Origin of the sequence: uncultured Thiothrix sp., from assembly GCF_937873765.1 — a bacterium.
Taxonomy (GTDB): Bacteria; Pseudomonadota; Gammaproteobacteria; order Thiotrichales; family Thiotrichaceae; genus Thiolinea.
The window spans coordinates 1-18,932 of record NZ_CALMZC010000001.1; the positions used below are offsets into that span (position 1 = coordinate 1).

Consider the following 18,932-nt stretch of genomic DNA (forward strand, 5'->3'; position numbering starts at 1 on the left):
TCGCTTAAGTTACTACCGCTTTAGTGGCTCTTCAACTCCTCTGGTGCATGACCTGAATTATTTACTTTTTTTGAATAAATAGTTGATTTCTATTTTGTATTTAATCCCCTTATCAAGAGGATAGATTATTTTTTGTATAAAAATTACTCTATTTAGAGTAGTTTGATTGATGGTTTATTAATCAATTGAGCGAGGGGAGTGTGCTATGAAAAGCAGGAAGTTATTTTGTTTAACCGCATTATCAGCTTGTGTTTTATCTAGTTTTTCAGCTAAGGCCGAATTTGATTCGACAAGCATTCAAAGTCTAACAGCTTGGGCATATAAAAGTGATATTTCACGTTTTGAACTACGCTTAAATTCTAAAATAAAAGAAAATCCCCAACTTATTCTTAATGGTAAAGAAACTTTATTTCAGGATGATGGCAAAAATGGTGACACGAGGGCAGGGGATGGTATTTATTCTGCACTTGTGCCATTTAACCTTGGTCAAGTCTTAGCAGATCAAGTAACTGGTAGTGAGTCAGCGGCTGATTCATTAAAAGCAGTATTATCATTTCCACTATTCAAGAATCGTAGTGTTATTGAAGATAAGGAGCAGATTTCTAGTTTAGAAAGTACACTAAAAAATGAACGACTCCTAAAAGTTGCCAATACCCTAACGACGATGCAAGGTAGTTTGGGTAAAGTATCGAATGCTGAGTTGGTAGCTAAATTGGGGGTTGATGCTAAAACTACGCCTCTTCTAGAGGTTCGCCCCCGATTTCAGATGGACACTATCGTTAATGTTTTAGGTGTGAATCTCAATGCTTTTAATAAGAAAAAGCCAACATCTATTAATCCAAGCAGCTCTTTGATGATTACTGACCCGCAAGTAGTCGATGACTCTAAAAGAACTTTTGATGTGTGTACTGGTAAAGGCAATCCGGGTGGTATATGGACATTTGCCCATCTTATCAAGCAATTGGCACAAGGTACTAGCTTTACTCCAGAGGATTACGCTTTAATCTGGCTAAAAAATTGGTTGCAAACTTACAACCTAAATACTTTTGATGTTCCTGCTAGGCCTAACATGGAGCTATTCATTAAGTTTTGGAATCAGGCTTCTCTTGAGGGTAGTGGACAGGAGTTTGATATAGATTACTTCCCAGCTAGATTACTAGCTATTACTAATCGACCTGATTTGGGTGGAAATGGTGGAGGATATGGTGGGAGCGGGAAACGTGGTGAGGCACGCTTTACTTTTGCGTTATTAGGTAATACTAAGGAAATAGGTCTTGGCTATAGTAGTGAAGAACGCGACTGCGGTGCTATACCGTTTAATGTTATTTTTGAATATAACACTCCAACAAGTGACTGTCCTTCAGTACAGGCATGGCAAACACGCTGGAAAAAACTCGATCAATTTGTGCTGGGTTCACCTCAATATAATGCTGAGTTAGAGTCAATAACAACAGATTTTTCTAACTTTGGTTCTAACCCAAATCAGCACCCAAATCAGAGCTTGCTATCGCAGCTTCGTACTAATGAAAACGCTTTAGATTTGTCATTGTGGGAGTTAAGAGAGTTCGTATTGCTAAATAAAGCCGATGGTGTAATGAGTTTTGATGGCAGTTTGTTACCAGACACTGTTAAAAATACACCAGATGTCAGTTTTGATAACACATATCTTTTAGCAGACTTCGTGACTAATGCTTGGTCTGTACTAGGCAATCCTGACGAAGGTACAGTACCATTAAGTTATCAAGGCGTTTCTTTCAGGGGTGCAGCTTCGCCAGTTAGTATTACTCATTGGGAGTATCCCAACTCTTTAGCAGATCCTTCAATGAGACAAAAGTTTTCTTTAAATACCTGTAACGCTTGCCACACTGGCGAAACTTATACAAAGTTCGTACATATAGAAGCCCGTTTACCGGGTGGAGAGTCAGCTTTGTCAAGATTTTTGACAGGGAAAAATAATGTTACGACACTAAATGATCCTACAAATCCTTATATTCCTACTGCATTATTTCCAGTAAATGATCCAGCCGGTTCTACATTAATCTCTAAATTCAATGATCTTGCAGCTCGACAAGCTGCAATGAGTGATATTTTAAATACCTCTTGTAAGCTGAGGTCTTTAATTTCTGCCGATGTGCTGCCAATACGTGCAGTTAATTTCGATATGTCTCACTAAATATGATTTGACATTCTTGTAGCCCATTCACTGTAATGGGCTACATTGCTCTTACACTACTATATTGCTAAACTCTTCCCACGCTCTCGGGGTGTCCTTCTGGACTGAGATGCTTATCAGCAAACCCGTAGAACCTGATCCGGCTCATACCGGCGTAGGGAAGAGAAATGTCTTCTAACAGATCCCCTGTGCCGTTGTGTTCCTTAGTAACTGACTAAAGGTACTCAACATGAAAAAGTCTTACTTGTTACCTCTTTTAACCCTGCTAAGCCTGAGTTCTGTTCAAGCGGCAGATAAACCTGTAATCACCGTTTACACCTATGATTCGTTGGTCGCTGAATGGGGTTCTGGGCCTAAGCTCGAAGCTGCCTTTGAAAAAACTTGTGGTTGTGATTTGAGGTTTGTTGCGGCTGAAGATGGTGTCAGTATTCTGAACCGCTTGAAGGTAGAAGGCGATAAAGCCAAGGCCGATGTGATTTTGGGCATTGATAATGGTTTGATGGAGGAGGCACGGGCTACCAAGCTGATTGCTGAGCATGGTCAAGTTTTAGAGAAATTATCAGCTAGCCTGAAATGGGAAGATAAAGATTTTCTGCCCTATGATTATGGCTATTTCGCCTTTATTTATGACAGTAGCAAAATTGCTAAGCCGGTTAGTTCCTTAAAGGAACTAGTCGAATCCGATGCAAAACTTATCTATCAAGATCCACGCACAAGTACCCCCGGCCAAGGTTTGATGTTGTGGATGAAAGCGGTTTACGGTGAACAAACAGCATCGGCTTGGCAACAACTCGCTAAACATACGGTGACTGTGACCAAGGGTTGGTGGGAAGCCTACAGCATGTTTTTAGAAGGTGGTGCCGATTATGTGCTGAGCTATAACACTTCTCCGGCTTATCATATGATTTCGGATAAGAAAGAGCAGTATAAAGCTGTGCTGTTTAGTGAAGGGCATGTGGCACAAGTCGAGCTGGCGGCGCTGCTCAAATCCAGCCAACACCCTGAGTTAGGCAAACAATTTTTGAGTTTCCTCATCTCTCCAGAAGCACAAGGCATTATTCCAGTGACGAATTGGATGCTGCCAGTGGTGGATGGTATTGAATTGCCACCTGTATTTAGCCAGTTGATTCAGCCACAGCGAATTGGTTTTACCGCGACTGAAATTGCCGAACAACGCGCTGATTGGATCAAAGAGTGGCGCAGCGCAGCGTCCAAATAATTGGCTACTTAGCGCTGAGTTTTCTGGTGCTAATCACTGCTTGGGCTTTCTATGGCCTAGGCAGTGTTGCTGAAAGACGCTTATCTTGGAGCGTTTTGGTGGACGCTTATATCCATCAAATTCTGCTGTTCTCCCTTAAGCAAGCTGCTTTAAGTGCTACTCTCGCGGTCTTGTTAGCGTTACCCGTGGCACGCGCTTTGTATTATTTGCCCAATTTAGTGGGTAAACGCAGTTTCCTAGCTTTGTGCTTACTCTGTTTTGTCCTGCCTAGCTTGATTCTGGTTACTGGGTTAGTCGCACTGCTTGGCGGTTCTGGCTGGCTAACCCCTTATTTGGGAGAGTCTTGGAGTTTATATGGCTTGCAAGGTATTTTACTGGCACATTGTTTCTTAAATCTTCCATTTGCGATTCGAGCTTTTTATCTGCAGTTGCAAGCCTTACCGGCTAGTTCTTGGTTATTAGCACGCCAATTAAAGTTCAATACTTGGCAGCAATGCTATCTCTTAGAGTGGCCGCAATTGCGTGGGCGTCTACTCACTGTTTGGGTGTTTATCTTTGTATTGTGCTTTAATAGCTTTGCAGTTATTTTATCCTTGGGGGGCGGGCCACAAGCCACCACTTTGGAGGTCGCTATTTATCAGGCGCTTAAGTATGATTTTAATATCCCGGAAGCTTTGAGTTTAGCGTGGTTGCAATTATTGATTGCAGGTAGTTTTTATTTGCTGATAACCCGGTTTGGCTCTAGTGGATGGCTTTCAGCCGATACCGCAAAACCACAGTTCCTGCCGAAACCAAAACCTGTGCAGGCGGGTTTACATCGGCTCAGCTATTACTTAGCTTGGATAGTGCTAATAGCGCCGTTGCTAGCTCTGATTCCTAGCCTATTGCAGATCAATGCTGAACGCTTAAGCAAATTGACGCTCTTAAAGCCTTTATTGACCAGTTTAGGTTTAGGTTTAATAGCCGCCTGTTTAGCTGTCCTATTCGCCTTATTAGTACTCAGCCCGATTCGTCAGGCACGTCAGCAACATCAGTGGCGCAGGCAATGGTTATTAGAGGGGCTTGCGAATCATCATTTATTAATGCCTGCTATGGTATTATCAGTTGGCTTATATGTTTGGTCACTAAAGCATCTAGATTTGGAAACTTGGGGGGGGGTATTTGTAATCTTAGTAAATACGCTGGTATTAGTCCCGTTTGCTACTCAGCAATTAAAACCACGCTTATTTCAATTTGATGATCAATATCAGCGCTTAACCCAACAATTAAAGCTGAATACCTTAGCTTATTGGCGTATTTTAATGCCTTGGTTAGCACGGGATTTACAGGCAGCTTTTGTCTTGTGCTTATTATTAGCCATGGGTGATGTTGCTATTTTCTCAATTTTTGCTAATGATGATTGGATGAGTTTGCCTTGGTTAATCTATAGCTATGCGGGTAGTTATCGGATTATAGAGGCTTCATTGGTATCTTTTTTATTCCTCTTAGTCTGTGCTTGTTTAGTGTTTTGGCTAGAAAAAATAAAAACTTAAGAAAAGCTATGAACTCTTTTTTAGAGCCAGCGTCTATATTGTTAGTTTATAGTCAACAACAAGGTTAAAATAATGCAGCGAATTTTCTTACTGATAGCTTGCTTGTTTCTCATGCCCTCCAGTTTATTTGCTCAAGCTTTAGGTGATAAGGACGGTTTATTAAAGCCTATTTCCTTTGAACAATTCGATCAACAACTCAGAGCAGAATTAAAGTCACGCATCCTTGTGAGTGACTATCGACCTATGCCCATGATTCAAGCTCCCTCGGTGATAGCTCAGGCTAGCCCAGGCTCTGGAGCAGCTCGAGCAAGGCCGAATATGAGAGCGCGAGCTTCTGCAGGTCAAGTATCTAGCACCAATCTACAGGAGCAGGGGGTTGATGAAGCTGATATGGTCAAAACTGATGGCCGTTATTTGTATGGTGCTAATCCACAAGGTGGTGGAATTCGAGTGTTTGATACGCAGGCAGTTTCGGGTTCAACGCTTAAACAAATTGCAACGCTTGGTATGCCAGTCAACTCACAATTACAGGGTTTATATCTAATTCCTAACAAAAAGCAACTGGTTGCAATTACTAGTTCATATCAGCCTCTGTACTCTGGGATCCACCGCCCTTATCGAGGTGGTGCTGGACAAACACAAGTGTTAATTTTTAGCACAAATAATGCTAGTAACCCACAGCTTATTCGCCAACTGAAAATAGAGGGTGGCTTTTTTCAAACGAGAAGAATCAATAATCGCCTCTATTTATTTTTAAACCATTATTTGGAAGGTTATCCAAATACTTATAAAGGCATTGAAACTAAACAGCCTTTAACCGAGGCACAAAAAGAGTTTGAAAAGCAGAAAATTAGCACTGCTATTGATAGGTGGAGTATTGTTGAGTTATTACCCCATTATTTTGAAAAGGATAGTAAAGAGGCAAAAATTTTATTTAAAAATAACTCACTTTACATGGTTAATGAAAAACCTGATACTTTTTATCAGTTTAATTCACTTGTTAGCATAGATTTGGATAGCCCCAAGCAAGCACCTGAGGCTTTAGGTTATTTCGGCAATGTTGGCAATTTTTACATGTCGGATAAGGCGGCTTACTTAGTTTCACCCTATGATCCCTTGGCGAAAGCCCCTATTAGCTCCATGCAAGGTAATGTTGTTCATAAATTTGCAGTCAGTGGTAAAAGCTTTAATTATCGTGGATCAGGTGCTTTCTTCGGAACGCTCAATTGGAACGAGCTGAGTAGTTTTCAATTTGATGAAGATCAACGCGGTAATCTACGTGTTGTGACTTACAATATGGCGCAAACCACTAAGCATCCTGATCCGATCACACGCTCGCCAGTGATCTTAACGGTCTTGGCTGAAGTGCCTAATGTCAAACAACTGGTAACCATCGGGCGCCTGCCGAATGCTAAATATCCACAAGCGATTGGTAAGCCCGGTGAGCGTTTATATGGGGCGCGCTTGTTTAATAATTATGCTTATTTTGTCACTTTCCGGAATACTGATCCGCTCTATGTGGTGGATTTACGTGATCCACGTGATCCTAAAGTGACTGGCGAATTAGTGATACCGGGTTTTTCAGATTATCTCCATCCCGTGACATTAAACTTACTTTTAGGTGTAGGTAAAGCCGCCGATGCTCAGGCGGGTGGCGTTCAACAAGGCTGGAAGCTTTCGCTGTTTGATATTAGCAATCCCAATCGCCCCCAAGAAATTGACAAAGTGCAATTAGGTGGCCCCGGTTCTGATAGTCCCGCTAATCGTAATCATCATGCTATTACTTCTTTAGCTATCAATAATAATACCCTTACCCGCGTCGCCTTGCCGGTTATGGTTTCTGATCTAAATACAGGGACAACTAAAAATGGCTTGCATCGGTTCGAGGTGAATCATGCTCAGCGCAAACTGAAGCATTTGGGCGGGTTTTCAGTCAGTCCGACTAACGACTGGTACTGGGATGAAAATGATCGCAGCATTCTAATTGATAACAATGTTTACTATTTCCACAATGGCAACTTTTATGCAAGTGCTTGGGCCGCAAAGTAATTCATGTTGGTGATACAAAATCTATTATTGCGCCGTGGCTCTTGGCAGCGGCGCTATGATTTACAAATAGAACCTAGTGCTATTGTGACTATTCAAGGTCGCAGCGGAGCAGGGAAGTCAGCCCTACTAGCCGCGATTGCCGGTTTTGAGCCAGTAGCTGCAGGAGATATTCAATGGCAAGGGCAATCTTTGTTGCCTTTAGCTATTGAGCAACGCCCTGTCAGTATGCTGTTTCAAGAACATAATTTATTTGAGCATTTGAGCGTCGCGCAGAATTTAAAACTGGGTTTAAACTTCAGTTCTCCGGCCGCTAGACAAACTGCCATTCAAGCGGCTGCAGAGTGTCTAGAAATCAGTACTTATTTAAGCAAAATGCCGAGTGAATTATCCGGTGGTCAACGTCAACGAGTTGCTTTACTACGCACTTTACTACGGCCAGAACCCTTGATTTTATTAGACGAACCCTTCGCTGAATTAGATGCTTATACCCGCGAATTAGCGGCTGTGTGGGTGAGGGAAACAGCTAAGGCTGCACACAAAACCGTATTATTAGTCACCCACCAAGATGAAGATGTTGAACGTTTATCTGACCAGAATCTTATTTTTGAGTAGCGGCTAAGTTCTGCAAATAACGCACAGCACCTAAACCCGCTTGCTTACCGGTTGCCAAACAAGCTGTGAGTAAATAGCCACCTGTAGGCGCTTCCCAATCGAGCATTTCACCCGCACAGAATACACCCGGTAAGTCTTTCAGCATTAAATCGGGGGTAAGTGCTGAAAAATCTATTCCCCCTGCCGTGCTAATGGCTTCATCTAAGGGAGTCATCCCAATCACAGTAATGGGTAGATTTTTTAATAGTTGAGCCAGATAGTCTGCAGTAGGTGCTCGGGTTTTATCGAGCTTTTCAAAGATTAAAGCTGTTTTCAGGGTATCGAGTTTCAGTTGGCTTTTTAAAAAACTGCCGAGAGATTTTTTTGAAGAGCGTTTTTTTAAAACAGCCTCTAACTGAGTTTGAGTCTGATGCGGGCATAAATCTAAATAGAAACTGGCACAGCCGCGCTGTTCTAGGCAATCACGTAAGCGGGCGGCAAACGCATAAATCAGACTACCTTCAACACCTTGTTCGGTAACAATGAGTTCACCTTGACGAGTTTCGGTATGACCCGACAGATCAGTAAAGCTTAAGCTGACGGGTTTAAGCGGTAAACCAGCTAAGGGCTTTAGATAAGCACTCCAAGCACAGAGAAAACCGTTATTTGCAGGTCGTAGGGGCTTAATGGCAATCTGTTGCTCAGCTAGCCAGTCTACCCAAGCACCATCGCTACCCAGCTTTTTCCAACTAGCGCCGCCTAACGCAAGAATGCTCACGGGATAGTGTTTAGTCATAACGCCCGCTGGAGTTTGCAAACGCCATTCCTGAGCGGCATTCAGACCTAAACAGCAATGACGCGGATAAATAGTTAATCCCTGATGTTTTAAACGGCTCAACCAAGCGCGTAATAAGGGGGCGGCTTTCATTTCCTTGGGGAAAACTCGCCCTGAGCTACCAATAAAAGTCTCGATGCCTAGCTCAGTACACCATTGACGTAAAGCGTCTGTGCTAAAGGCTTGTAAATAAGGTGTAAGCTCAGCAGCACGTTCAGCATAACGGGTTATGAAGTTTGCGAAATTTTCAGAGTGGGTGAGGTTCAAGCCACCAATTCCAGCCAATAGGAATTTACGCCCCACGGAGGGCATAGCGTCGTATAAATCAACCGCAAACCCTGCTTGCGTGAGTTGTTCTGCTGCCATTAGACCAGCAGGCCCCCCCCCAATCACAGCAGCAAGTATGGGTTGTTGATTCATACAGCTTCCAATAGTTGTGAGCGTAGCCACGCAGGCACTCGCTCGTCCAACCAGTAATGTAGTTTCCACGGCACAGTTCCACTAATAAAGCCTACATGCCCACCATGTTCAGTGAACTCTAAATGCACGCTCGCGCTGGTTTGTGCGGCGCTAGGGACGATACTAGGGCGCATAAACGGGTCATCTAGCGCATGAATAATGAGAGTAGGTGTTTGAATCTTGCCTAAGAACTGCGCACTACTAGAGCGTTGATAATAATCTGCAGCATTCAAGAAACCATTAACAGGAGCCGTCACTTGATCATCGAATTGATAGATGGTGGTGAGTGTATCGAGATTCAGTGGTTTAGGTTCAGCTAAGCGCTGGAATTTAGTTCGATAAGAGTCTTTCAGTTGTTTCAGCAAATATTGGCCATACACCCGTGCAAAGCCTTGTTCGAGTTTTTTGGCGCAGACCGCTAACTGAAAGGGTGTGGAGATGGCAACGGCTGCTTTTAAGCCAGAACGAATGCCTGTTTCCCCTAAATATTTAAGCAGTAAATTCGCACTTAAAGACACACCAACCGCAGCAGCGGGCATTTGTCCACGTGCTTTTAATTGGGCTAAGACTTCGGCTAAGTCGGCTGAAGCACCTGAGTGATAGCTTTTAGCTAAACGATTCGGCTCAAGGCCACGTCCTCGCAGCAGCATAAACACTACACTGAAACCGGCCTGAGATAAGGCTTGTACTAAAGTGGAGGCATAATGTGAATTCAGTGAGCCTTCTAAGCCATGCATCATGAGCACCAGCGGCGCTTGGAGGCGTGGATACCAAGCCAAATCAATAAAGTCACCATCCTTGAGTTCTAGCCGTTCCCAAATGAAGTCGAGCTGTGGGCGTTTACGCATGAAGGTCGGTAACATAGTTTGCAGGTGCGGTGATTTTAGCCACCACGGTGCACAATAACTGCTAGTAATTCTTTGACCCATAAACGCCAAGGTTCTGCCGCAAAATAAGCGCTGCATGATACCATGCGTGCTCTAGAAATCCTCTTTTTAAGGTGTCTTAAGTCATGCAGGTTCGTGCTGAACAAATCACTGAACATCTACGCTTAGGTTTAAAACCGGTGTATTTAATTAGTGGTGATGAACCGCTGCAGGTCATGGAAGTGGCGGATGCGGTGCGCACAGCAGCCAAGCAGCAAGGTTTTACTGAGCGTGAAATCCTCAATGTGGATGCGCAGTTTGATTGGAGTCTGCTCTTAGCTGCCAGTGAGGCTTTATCCTTATTCTCTGAGCAAAAGCTAATCGATTTACGCCTGAATTCTTGCAAAATTGGTGCTACAGGTAGCAAAGTGCTGCAACACTATTTAGCCCATCCAGCGAGTGACAAGGTGTTGCTCATTCAATGTGGACGTTTAGATAAAGCTTGTCGGAGTGCGGCTTGGGTCAAAGCCATTGAAAGCCAAGGTGTGCTCGTGCAAGTCTGGGATTTATCCCCGCAGCAAGCCTTGGCATGGCTCGCTAAGCGTATGCGTGAAACGGGCTTAAATGCGAGTGAAGCTGCCGTGCGCTATTTAAGTGAGCATGTGGAAGGTAATTTACTGGCTGCCGTGCAAGAAATTAATAAGTTAAAACTGTTGTATGACCAAGAGCTCATTAGTGAAGAGCAAATGGCAGCGGCTATTTCAGATAGCTCACGCTTTACGGTATTTGATTTAGCTGATGCTATTTTGGCGCAAGACCTCAAGCGCTTACAGCATATTCTGCAAGTGTTAAAAGAAGAGGATACCGCTTTGCCCTTATTGGTTTGGGCTTTAGGCGATTTGCTGCGTCAATTGTACGAGGCTTGTGAAAACCAGCGCCAGCAACGCTCTAATCAAGCGCTCATTATGCGTTTACCTAAAAACCGCCAAGCACTCTTTCAAACCGCGATCAAGCGTATGGAGCGCACAAATTGGCCGAGTTTATTCAAGCGGTTAGCAGTGTTGGATCAGCATAGTAAAGGGGTGGGCTTGGATGTTTCACGCCATCCGGAGCGCTTATGGGATGGGGTGTTTGATATGGCTTTAGCGCTGATGGGGAAAAGATTGTTTGGGTCTTGATGGGCTAGTCTTTTTGAGTTGACTCTTCCGGTGATCGTTTTAATGAACTGAGCCAAAAATTTACCTTCTTGCTCATCTTTGAGTTGAACAAGAACTAGAACAACTGGATCTTCTTTGTATGTTTGAAGTTCATCAGTGTTTAAGATTCCATAAAAAGGATCGGTTGCTCTAATAACAGGTGAAAATACTAAAAATCTTAAGATGATACATAAAACGATGTGATTTTTAGTATGTATGATAAATTTTTATTTGGCTTTACTAAAAACAAAAGACTTACACTCTCAGATAGATCTTTTGTGTGTGATTTAACATAGCCATTCTTTTCATAAAGCTGAATATTACTAACACTTTTACTCCCCGTGAATAACTCAAAGCTAGTTGTATTTTCATGCATTTGCTCAATGTGTTTTAATAATGCAGTGCCTATACCTTTTTTTTGAAATTCGGGATCTACAATAAGGCGGCCGATTTTACAAACATCATTGTCAACCTTAGCTCGAACAGAGCCAACGATTTGATTATTAATAATAGCTTTGAGAATAACTGAGTCTTCAAACTCTTGATACAGTGAATCAAGCGTTTGTGTTAAAGCTGGTAAAGACCAGTCATTATATAGTTTAGCTTCAGATTGATAGGCAAGGATTTGTAGTTTAAGTATTTCTTTTGCGTCTTTTGACTCTGCAGCAAGAATCTCTACCATCTTTTTTCTTTAAAAATGTATTAGGAAGAAATGTATATACCATCTTCACTGCGATTCTGTCTAGTCTAGGACGTTGGGGTTGTATGCCCCTGAAACCACCTCCAAAGAGATACTTAACCTTAACCCCACAGAGATAGATAAGTTAACTTTAAGTTCAAGCCAATCAGCGTAGACTAATACAGCTTGACAGGCTGTGATAGCAATAAGAATGCAGTTCATTACCCAATTTCTCTTGCCGTTTTTACTCTGGTTGCCGAAGGTCAATCGCGAAACTTTAAAAGCAGATTTAGTGGCTGGCTTGACCGGTGCGGTGATTGTGTTACCGCAAGGGGTGGCCTTTGCGACTATCGCGGGTTTACCACCCGAATATGGTTTATATACCGCGATGGTGACACCTATTGTGGCGGCTTTGTTTGGCTCATCGTGGCATTTGATTTCGGGGCCAACTACCGCGATTTCGATAGTAGTATTTTCGGCTGTCAGTGGGCATGCCGAGCCGGGTAGTGCCACCTTTATTCAATACACTCTGACTTTGACTTTTCTAGCCGGTGTCTATCAGTTGGCGTTTGCACTGGCTCGTTTAGGCGTGTTGGTTAACTTTGTTTCACATACGGTGGTAATTGGTTTTACGGCGGGTGCAGCGATTTTGATTGCAACTAGCCAGATGAACCAAATCTTTGGGGTGGAAGTAGCACGTGGTGAGTCGTTCTTAGTCACTTGGTTTGATATTATACAGCAACTGCCGCAGATGAATGTGTATGTCTTCACGGTAGCTATTCTCACTTTAGTCATTGCCTTAGTGCTAAAAACTTGGGTGAAGCGCTTGCCGAATTTATTACTGGCTTTGGTGGCGGGTAGCGTGATCGCGTATCTGCTGGGGGGGAAAGAAGTCGGTATCAAATTAGTCGCGGAAATTCCTGCACACCTACCGCCGCTTTCAATGCCTGACTTTTCTCTAGCCACCATCAAAATGCTAGCCCCCCAAGCCTTTGCTGTAGCTCTCTTAGGTTTAATTGAAGCTGTGTCAATTAGTCGGGCGATTGCCTCTAAATCACATCAGCGGATTGATGGTAATCAGGAGTTTTTTGGGCAAGGTTTATCCAATATCGTTGGGAGTTTCTTTTCTAGTTATGCAGGTTCGGGGTCATTTACCCGTTCGGGCTTGAATTACACCTCAGGTGCACAAACGCCCTTATCCGCTATTTTCGCAGCAATCTTGCTGGCACTGATTATTCTATTGGTCGCACCGCTTACAGCGTATCTACCCATTCCAGCGATGGCTGGGGTGATCATGCTGGTGGCGTGGAATTTGGTCGATTTCGGGCATATTAAAAAGATTTTTCAAACCAGTCGTGCAGAAACCAGTATTTTGCTCACCACTTTCTTTGCGACGTTATTTTTAGAATTAGAATTTGCTATTTATTTAGGCGTCTTGCTCTCACTGATTTTATTCTTAGCACGTACCTCGATTCCTGATGTGGTCAGCTTAGTACCGACCACAGAGCCAGCTACCGGTAAGAGTATTTTGGTAAATAAATATCGTGATGAGCGTTTGCCCGAATGCCCGCAATTAAAGGTGGTGCGTATTGATATGTCGGTATATTTCGGTTCCGCTAATCATATTCAAAATCGCCTGCATTATATGAGTGAACAGCAAGGTTATAAGCGGATTCTGGTGATTGGTTCAGGGATCAATTTTATTGACCTTACGGGTGCGGAAATGCTCGAGCAAGAATCAGCACGGTTTAAAGCAGCAGGCGGCGGACTATATTTTGCGGGTCTAAAGCGCAAGGTGAATACCTTCATTCACAAAGGGCATTTTGATGAACATATTGGTAGTGACTTTTTCTTTGAAACCAAGCATGAGGCCATTGCGCAAATCACCCGTACTATCTTGGATCATAATTATTGCCATCATTGCGCTTTGCGGGTGTTTCAAGAATGTCATCAGCCACCTTTAACACCTCCCGAGCCCGCTAAAGTCTAGTTTTGGTGCACATAAAATTTTCGACAGCTTGTTAGGCTCAGGCTATGCTTGGCACTGAGTCTTAATTAGAAATAGGAGTAAAAATGCGTATTCACCTCATGTTAACTGGTGGCACTATTGATAAGCTTTATAATCCCTTAAAAGGTGAGTTGGGTTTCACGCAGACCCACATTCCAGCAGCCTTAGAGCAAGGTCGCTGTGGAGTAGATTTAGAAGTGCAGCAGCTTTGTTTAAAAGACAGCCTTGAGATGACCGATCAAGATCGGGCACAAATTTTAGAAGCTTGTCGTAATAGTCCGCATCAGCAGATTGTCATTACTCATGGCACCGACACGATGGCAGAAACTGCGCGCTATTTAATTGCGGCTAATCCGAATAAAACCATTGTACTCACGGGTGCGATGATTCCTTTAAGTGTGAATGGCTCAGATGGTTTATTTAATCTAGGCTCAGCTTTAGTAGCCGTGCAAACCCTGTCCACTGGCGTTTATATTGCCATGAATGGGCGGGTATTTAATGGCGCACAGGTCACTAAAAATCGTGTTTTAGGGGTGTTTGAGGCTTTGCATTGAGCCACTCATAGCTGCTATTCCGCTTATAGTCAGGGTAAGTGCGGTCAAAATTTGCAAAATTTTAATTCTTCGCTAAGCTCCGTGTACTTCACCTCAATAATCTAGGCCTAATGAAAACACTAGGAAAGTGGGTGTTGCTGTTATTGGTCGTGGTCACGGTAGCAGTCACCTTGGTTTCGTTTTACTACTCGAACTTTAAAAAAACTGAAGCCATCAGCTCAAGTACACAACCAACTCCGCCTATAGTCAATGCGCCAAGCTCAACTAAGGCTACTAAGCATAAAGCACCTGAGCCACTCACCGCAGAAATTCCCATTATTCCCCCGCCTCAAGTGCGCCCACTGATTGGCGTGAATGTAAATGAGCTGCATTATGAGGATTCCAGCTTCCCCTTTGTGGATTTGTTTCGCCAATCTGCACCGTTCAAAGACAATGTTTTAGAGCAAGCAGATGCCGATAAGGTTGAATACGATGCGCAAGGTTGGCCGTTGCGCTTGCATGGAGCAACGATTGCCACTAAATTCATTGGCAAAATGCCACCTGCTGCGCTGGTCGAAGGTGACTATGTGGTGCTTTATGATGGTGTAGGGCAGTTAAGTTATGGACATGGGGTAGCAACGGTTAGCCAAAGCCCGAATCGCGATGTGATTCGTTTAAAGCCGGGCGAAGATGGGGAAATCAATGCGAGTTTATTGATTAATGCCTTGGATGAATCTGATCCAATTCGGAATATTCGGATTTTACCGCCCGGTGGGATTTGCCAAGATAATCCCTATCAGCGGGTGTTTGCGCAGTCTGAATGCAGTTCGGGCGCTGCTTATTTGCCCTTTGAGCAGTACTACAGCAGTATTCGCTTTACACCCGAATATCTGAATTATCTAAAAGACTTCAGCACCATTCGCTTTATGGCGATGTCAGGCATTACTCGCAATCCTGAAAGCCATTGGTCAGAACGTCCTAATCTGCAAGAAGCAACTTGGGGCGGTGGCTATGGGGCGCGGGGTGCTCCTTTGGAAATTCAAGTCGATTTAGCCAATCGGATGCAGGCTGATGCTTGGTTTAATTTGCCGCATGCTGCTGATGATGAATACATTCGGAATTTTGCTACTTATGTGCGTGATCATCTGCAGCCACAAGCCCACATTTATGTGGAGTATACCAATGAGGTGTGGAATACCTCGTTTTCGCATAGTGAATACACCCAAAAGCAAGGCATTGCCGCTGGCTTTAGCATCAATTCGGTGGAAGCGGGGTATCAGTATTACATCAAACGAGCCGGTGAAGTCTTTGCAATTTGGGAACAAGTATTTGGTGGGCGCGAGCGCTTAACACGGGTGATTGGTGCTTGGGATACCCGTCCGGATATTTCTAAAAAGTTTTTAGGTGAATATGGTGGAGCGCAAATTGCGGATGCGATGGCGATAGCTCCGTATTTTGGTGGTAATACCCAAGGCTATCGGGAATCGACGACAGTCGATCAAATCTTTGAGTTGACTACTGCTAAAGATTCTTTCCGTTCTTTGCCGCAGATTTTGGAGCATGTACGCGAGCAGGCGGAAATTGCGCATCACTATGGTTTAAAGCTGATTGCCTATGAAGGTGGACAAGGTTTAGTGGATTGGGCGACGCGTGAGCCTACTCAGCACCCTAATCCTTTATTCTTTGCCGCTAATCGTGATCCGCGTATGGGCGAGCTTTACACAGAATTACTCAAGGGCTGGAAAGAGGCAGGTGGTGAGCTATTTATGGCTTTTTCTTCACCGCGCACTTGCCAATGGTTTGGTTGCTGGGGCTTAAAAGAGCATATTCGCCAACCCCGCGAAACGGCTTATAAATACCATGCGGTTTTAAACTTTATTGACGCACAGCGTGATTGGGTACTGAATGTCGGGGGCGGTACAAATTTAGCGGTTAAGCAAGCGGCTATGCCCGATGAATTACCCGCTGAGAAAAAGCCGCATAAACCGGGTGATCCCTTAATTGTCTTTCGTCCCGCTAAAGACCCAGAGCGCTATTTCTTTCTTGAAAACCCACGGACTTTGGATACTTTGATTGCTGGTGAGGATTGGGCAAAGCGAGATTTATTCGGTAAATGGGAAGGTAAATGGGATGAAAACTATCTGTATTTAGCGGTGCGGGTTTACGATGAGTCGATTAAAACTGATTCCGCAAATCCCGAAGATGATGATTCGGTGGAATTTTATATTGATGCCGATAATAGCCGCAAAGCGAGTTATGATGGAGTTAATGATTATCGTATGACCTTTGCTTGGGGGCGCAAACAGGTCATTCTTGATCCTCAATCCCCGCAAATGATTTCTCCTGACTTAAGCTACGAATTGAAGACTACCGCCGATGGTTATATGCTTGAAGCGAAAATTCCGTGGAAGATGCTAGGCGTGAATATTGGCATCAAAAACCGGATTGGGATTGAAGTACAAGTGAATGATGATGACGATGGGGGGGCACGTGATAAGAAAATTTCTTGGCTCGCGCGCGCAGATAATGCAATGCATGACCCGCGTTTGTTTGGAGTGGTGCTAATTAGTGGGCGCTAAGCGGTCTCGTTCAGCATCCATACTCGCCATTAAAGTGGCTGTATAACGCTGGCCTTGCACGGTTGTTTCGTTAATCAGTTCATTTAAGGCGGCTACTGTACTGACACTTAATTCGATATCCCCCGCACCCGCGTTTTCGAGCATATAGTCGATATGCTTAGTGCCGGGAATGGGAATCAGCGCGGCCGCACCTTGCGGATTCTTCTGCGCTAATAGCCAAGCGAGTGCTAATTGGGCGAGCGTACAGCCTTGTTGCTTAGCTAATTCTGCGTAAGGCTGTAGTAGTTTACTATTCGCTGCAAACGCTTCTGGCTCAAAACGCGGACGGGCATTAGTACAGCGTATATCGTCTTTAGTTAACTGCGTGACATCTTTTGCTTTGCCCGTTAAAAAACCGCGACCTAAGGGCGAGAAGGGGATAAAAGCCACGCCTAGCTCTGCACAAGCGGCTAGTAAGCTAATTTCGGGCGTGCGCGACCATAAAGAATATTCGGATTGTACGGCAGTGACCGGATGTTCGACTTGAGCACGGCGTAGAGTCGCAGTGGAGATTTCTGATAAACCCAAACTTCGAATTTTACCCGCATGAATTAAATCAGCTAAGCCACCGACACTTTCTTCCACTGGCACCTGTGGGTCAAGGCGATGCAAGTAATACAAATCAATCACTTCGGTTTGTAAGCGCTTGAGACTATCTTCGCATTGTTTCTTTAAAACTTCAGGACGGCCATTCATCACAGGTTTGCCTGTTTCGTCTTTACTCAAACCACATTTGCTAGACAGCACATACTCTTGTCGACGTTGTTTTAGTGTTGCCCCAATCAAGCTTTCATTATGGCCGCCACCATACATCGAGGCTGTGTCTAAAAAGTTATAACCCGCATCTAAGGCGGCGTGTAACAAGCGCGCTGATTCCTCATCATTCGCAGGGCCATAGCCCATTGAAAAGCTCATACAACCTAAGCCAATCGCGGATACTTGGAAGGGGCCGAGTGTGCGGGTATGCATAGAATCTCACTAAAATAGACGAAAGCTAGCCCGCAAGCTTAAAGACAAACTTAACAAATTGGTAGCAGGCCGCTTAGTATGTGTTAGAACTTGGCAAAGAGATCGCAGTATGCAAGCGAAAGATTTATTAGGGATGGAGCTTCCGATTATTCAAGCGCCCATGGCAGGCGTGCAGGGCAGTGCTTTAGCACTGGCAGTTTCAAATGCAGGTGGCTTAGGTTCTTTGCCCTGTGCGACTTTAAGTCCTGAGCAAATGAAAGCAGAGCTGAGCCAACTGCAAGCTCATACAACTCGAGCCTACAATGTAAATTTCTTTTGCCACCAGCCACCAAGGATCGATGAAGCTAAACAACAAGCTTGGTTGCAAGTTTTAGCGCCTTATTATGCTGAGTTTGGCGTCGATCTCGCTCAAATACCTAGGGGTACTGGGCGTGTGCCTTTCGACCAAACAGCTTTAGACATTTTGCAGCCGTTTCGCCTGCCAGTCGTCAGCTTTCATTTTGGTTTACCGAGCCAAGAACTCTTACAGCCTTTACGCACTTGGGGTACGAAAATTATTTCTAGTGCAACTACGGTAGCAGAGGCGCGTTGGTTAGAAGCTCAAGGCGTGGATGCAATTATTGCTCAAGGGCTAGAGGCCGGTGGGCATCGGGGCATGTTTTTAACCGAGGATTTAAGCACACAGATGGGCAGTCTGGCTTTAATTCGACAGCTTGTAAAAGCAGTGAAACTTCCCGTGATTGCGGCCGGTGGCATTGCTGATGCTCAAGGTGTAAAAGCGGTTTTGGACTTAGGAGCCATTGCGGCACAAGTGGGCACCGCTTATTTACTCTGCCCAGAGGCAAGCACCAGTGCTTTACATCGCGAGGCCTTAAGCTCTGCAGCCGCCGAACACACAGCTTTGACCAATTTATTCACCGGTCGACCGGCTCGCGGAATCATGAATCGATTGATGCGTGAATTGGGAGCCATGAATCTAGCTGTCCCTGAGTTTCCTTTGGCCGCGAATACACTATTGCCACTACGAGCTAAAGCTGAGGCTTTAGGACTTAAAGATTTTTCACCTTTATGGGCAGGGCAGAATGTGCAGGGGTGTAAGCCGATTGCTGCGGCTGAATTGACGCAAAAATTAGCGGGTAAGATTTAAATGATTGGCTTAAAAAAATGGCAGCCTCAACAGGAATCATATTTAAAAAATAAAATAT

14 protein-coding genes and 1 riboswitch are annotated in these 18,932 nt (G+C 44.2%); of the genes, 10 read left to right on the forward strand and 4 right to left on the reverse strand.

Annotated elements, in window-relative coordinates:
* The first annotated feature begins 205 nt into the window (after positions 1–205).
* The 5 genes from Q0307_RS00005 to Q0307_RS00025 all read left to right on the forward strand — a co-directional run bounded on the left by Q0307_RS00005 (position 206) and on the right by Q0307_RS00025 (position 7,585).
* On the forward strand, positions 206–2,173 hold the full coding sequence (locus Q0307_RS00005) for a choice-of-anchor X domain-containing protein (RefSeq protein WP_298654677.1): 1,968 nt from the start codon (positions 206–208) through the stop codon (positions 2,171–2,173).
* 77 nt (positions 2,174–2,250) lie between these two features.
* Positions 2,251–2,351, forward strand: a riboswitch (TPP riboswitch).
* A 51-nt stretch (positions 2,352–2,402) separates the two neighbouring features.
* Entirely contained in the window at positions 2,403–3,392 is a 990-nt protein-coding gene (thiB, locus tag Q0307_RS00010) for a thiamine ABC transporter substrate binding subunit (protein WP_298654679.1), read from the forward strand.
* Positions 3,368–4,924 carry an ABC transporter permease subunit gene (locus tag Q0307_RS00015; protein WP_298654681.1) on the forward strand — a complete coding sequence of 519 codons (1,557 nt, stop codon included), beginning with the start codon at positions 3,368–3,370 and terminating at the stop codon, positions 4,922–4,924. The genes thiB and Q0307_RS00015 overlap by 25 nt, the downstream gene beginning before the upstream one ends.
* Positions 4,925–4,996: 72 nt before the next feature.
* Positions 4,997–6,973: a beta-propeller domain-containing protein gene (locus tag Q0307_RS00020; protein ID WP_298654682.1), complete on the forward strand. Its 1,977-nt coding sequence runs from the start codon at positions 4,997–4,999 to the stop codon at positions 6,971–6,973.
* Between the two features lie 3 nt (positions 6,974–6,976).
* On the forward strand, positions 6,977–7,585 hold the full coding sequence (locus Q0307_RS00025) for an ATP-binding cassette domain-containing protein (protein ID WP_298654684.1): 609 nt from the start codon (positions 6,977–6,979) through the stop codon (positions 7,583–7,585).
* Here the strand turns inward: Q0307_RS00025 and Q0307_RS00030 are convergent.
* On the reverse strand, positions 7,572–8,819 hold the full coding sequence (locus Q0307_RS00030; protein WP_298654686.1) for a TIGR03862 family flavoprotein: 1,248 nt from the start codon (positions 8,817–8,819) through the stop codon (positions 7,572–7,574). The two genes, Q0307_RS00025 and Q0307_RS00030, sit on opposite strands and share 14 nt — an antisense overlap.
* Positions 8,816–9,823: a hydrolase gene (locus Q0307_RS00035; RefSeq protein WP_298654688.1), complete on the reverse strand. Its 1,008-nt coding sequence runs from the start codon at positions 9,821–9,823 to the stop codon at positions 8,816–8,818. Before Q0307_RS00035 ends, Q0307_RS00030 begins: the two co-directional genes overlap by 4 nt.
* Before the next feature lie 47 nt (positions 9,824–9,870).
* On the opposite strand from Q0307_RS00035, the gene holA reads away from it, so the two are divergent.
* A complete protein-coding gene (gene holA, locus Q0307_RS00040) occupies positions 9,871–10,902 on the forward strand; it encodes a DNA polymerase III subunit delta (protein ID WP_298654690.1) in 1,032 nt (343 codons plus the stop codon).
* A 196-nt stretch (positions 10,903–11,098) separates the two neighbouring features.
* Here holA and Q0307_RS00045 read toward each other — a convergent pair whose 3' ends face one another.
* The gene (locus Q0307_RS00045; RefSeq protein ID WP_298654692.1) at positions 11,099–11,602 is read right to left on the reverse strand and encodes a GNAT family N-acetyltransferase; all 504 of its coding nucleotides are present in this window, start codon (positions 11,600–11,602) and stop codon (positions 11,099–11,101) included.
* A gap of 208 nt (positions 11,603–11,810) precedes the next feature.
* Between Q0307_RS00045 and Q0307_RS00050 the strand changes: the two genes are divergently transcribed.
* The 3 genes from Q0307_RS00050 (at position 11,811) to Q0307_RS00060 (ending at position 16,719) form a co-directional block, all read left to right on the forward strand.
* Entirely contained in the window at positions 11,811–13,589 is a 1,779-nt protein-coding gene (locus Q0307_RS00050; RefSeq protein ID WP_298654694.1) for a SulP family inorganic anion transporter, read from the forward strand.
* An 83-nt stretch (positions 13,590–13,672) separates the two neighbouring features.
* Positions 13,673–14,161, forward strand: a complete 489-nt coding sequence (locus tag Q0307_RS00055; RefSeq protein WP_298654696.1) for an asparaginase domain-containing protein — start codon at positions 13,673–13,675, stop codon at positions 14,159–14,161.
* 131 nt (positions 14,162–14,292) lie between these two features.
* Positions 14,293–16,719 carry a sugar-binding protein gene (locus tag Q0307_RS00060; protein WP_298654698.1) on the forward strand — a complete coding sequence of 809 codons (2,427 nt, stop codon included), beginning with the start codon at positions 14,293–14,295 and terminating at the stop codon, positions 16,717–16,719.
* On the opposite strand, the gene Q0307_RS00065 is transcribed toward Q0307_RS00060, so the two are convergent.
* Positions 16,702–17,727, reverse strand: a complete 1,026-nt coding sequence (locus tag Q0307_RS00065) for an aldo/keto reductase (RefSeq protein ID WP_298654699.1) — start codon at positions 17,725–17,727, stop codon at positions 16,702–16,704. The genes Q0307_RS00060 and Q0307_RS00065 overlap by 18 nt on opposite strands.
* Positions 17,728–17,836: 109 nt before the next feature.
* Here Q0307_RS00065 and Q0307_RS00070 point away from each other — a divergent pair, with 109 nt between their 5' ends.
* The gene (locus tag Q0307_RS00070) at positions 17,837–18,874 is read left to right on the forward strand and encodes a nitronate monooxygenase (protein WP_298654701.1); all 1,038 of its coding nucleotides are present in this window, start codon (positions 17,837–17,839) and stop codon (positions 18,872–18,874) included.
* Positions 18,875–18,932: the final 58 nt, after the last annotated feature.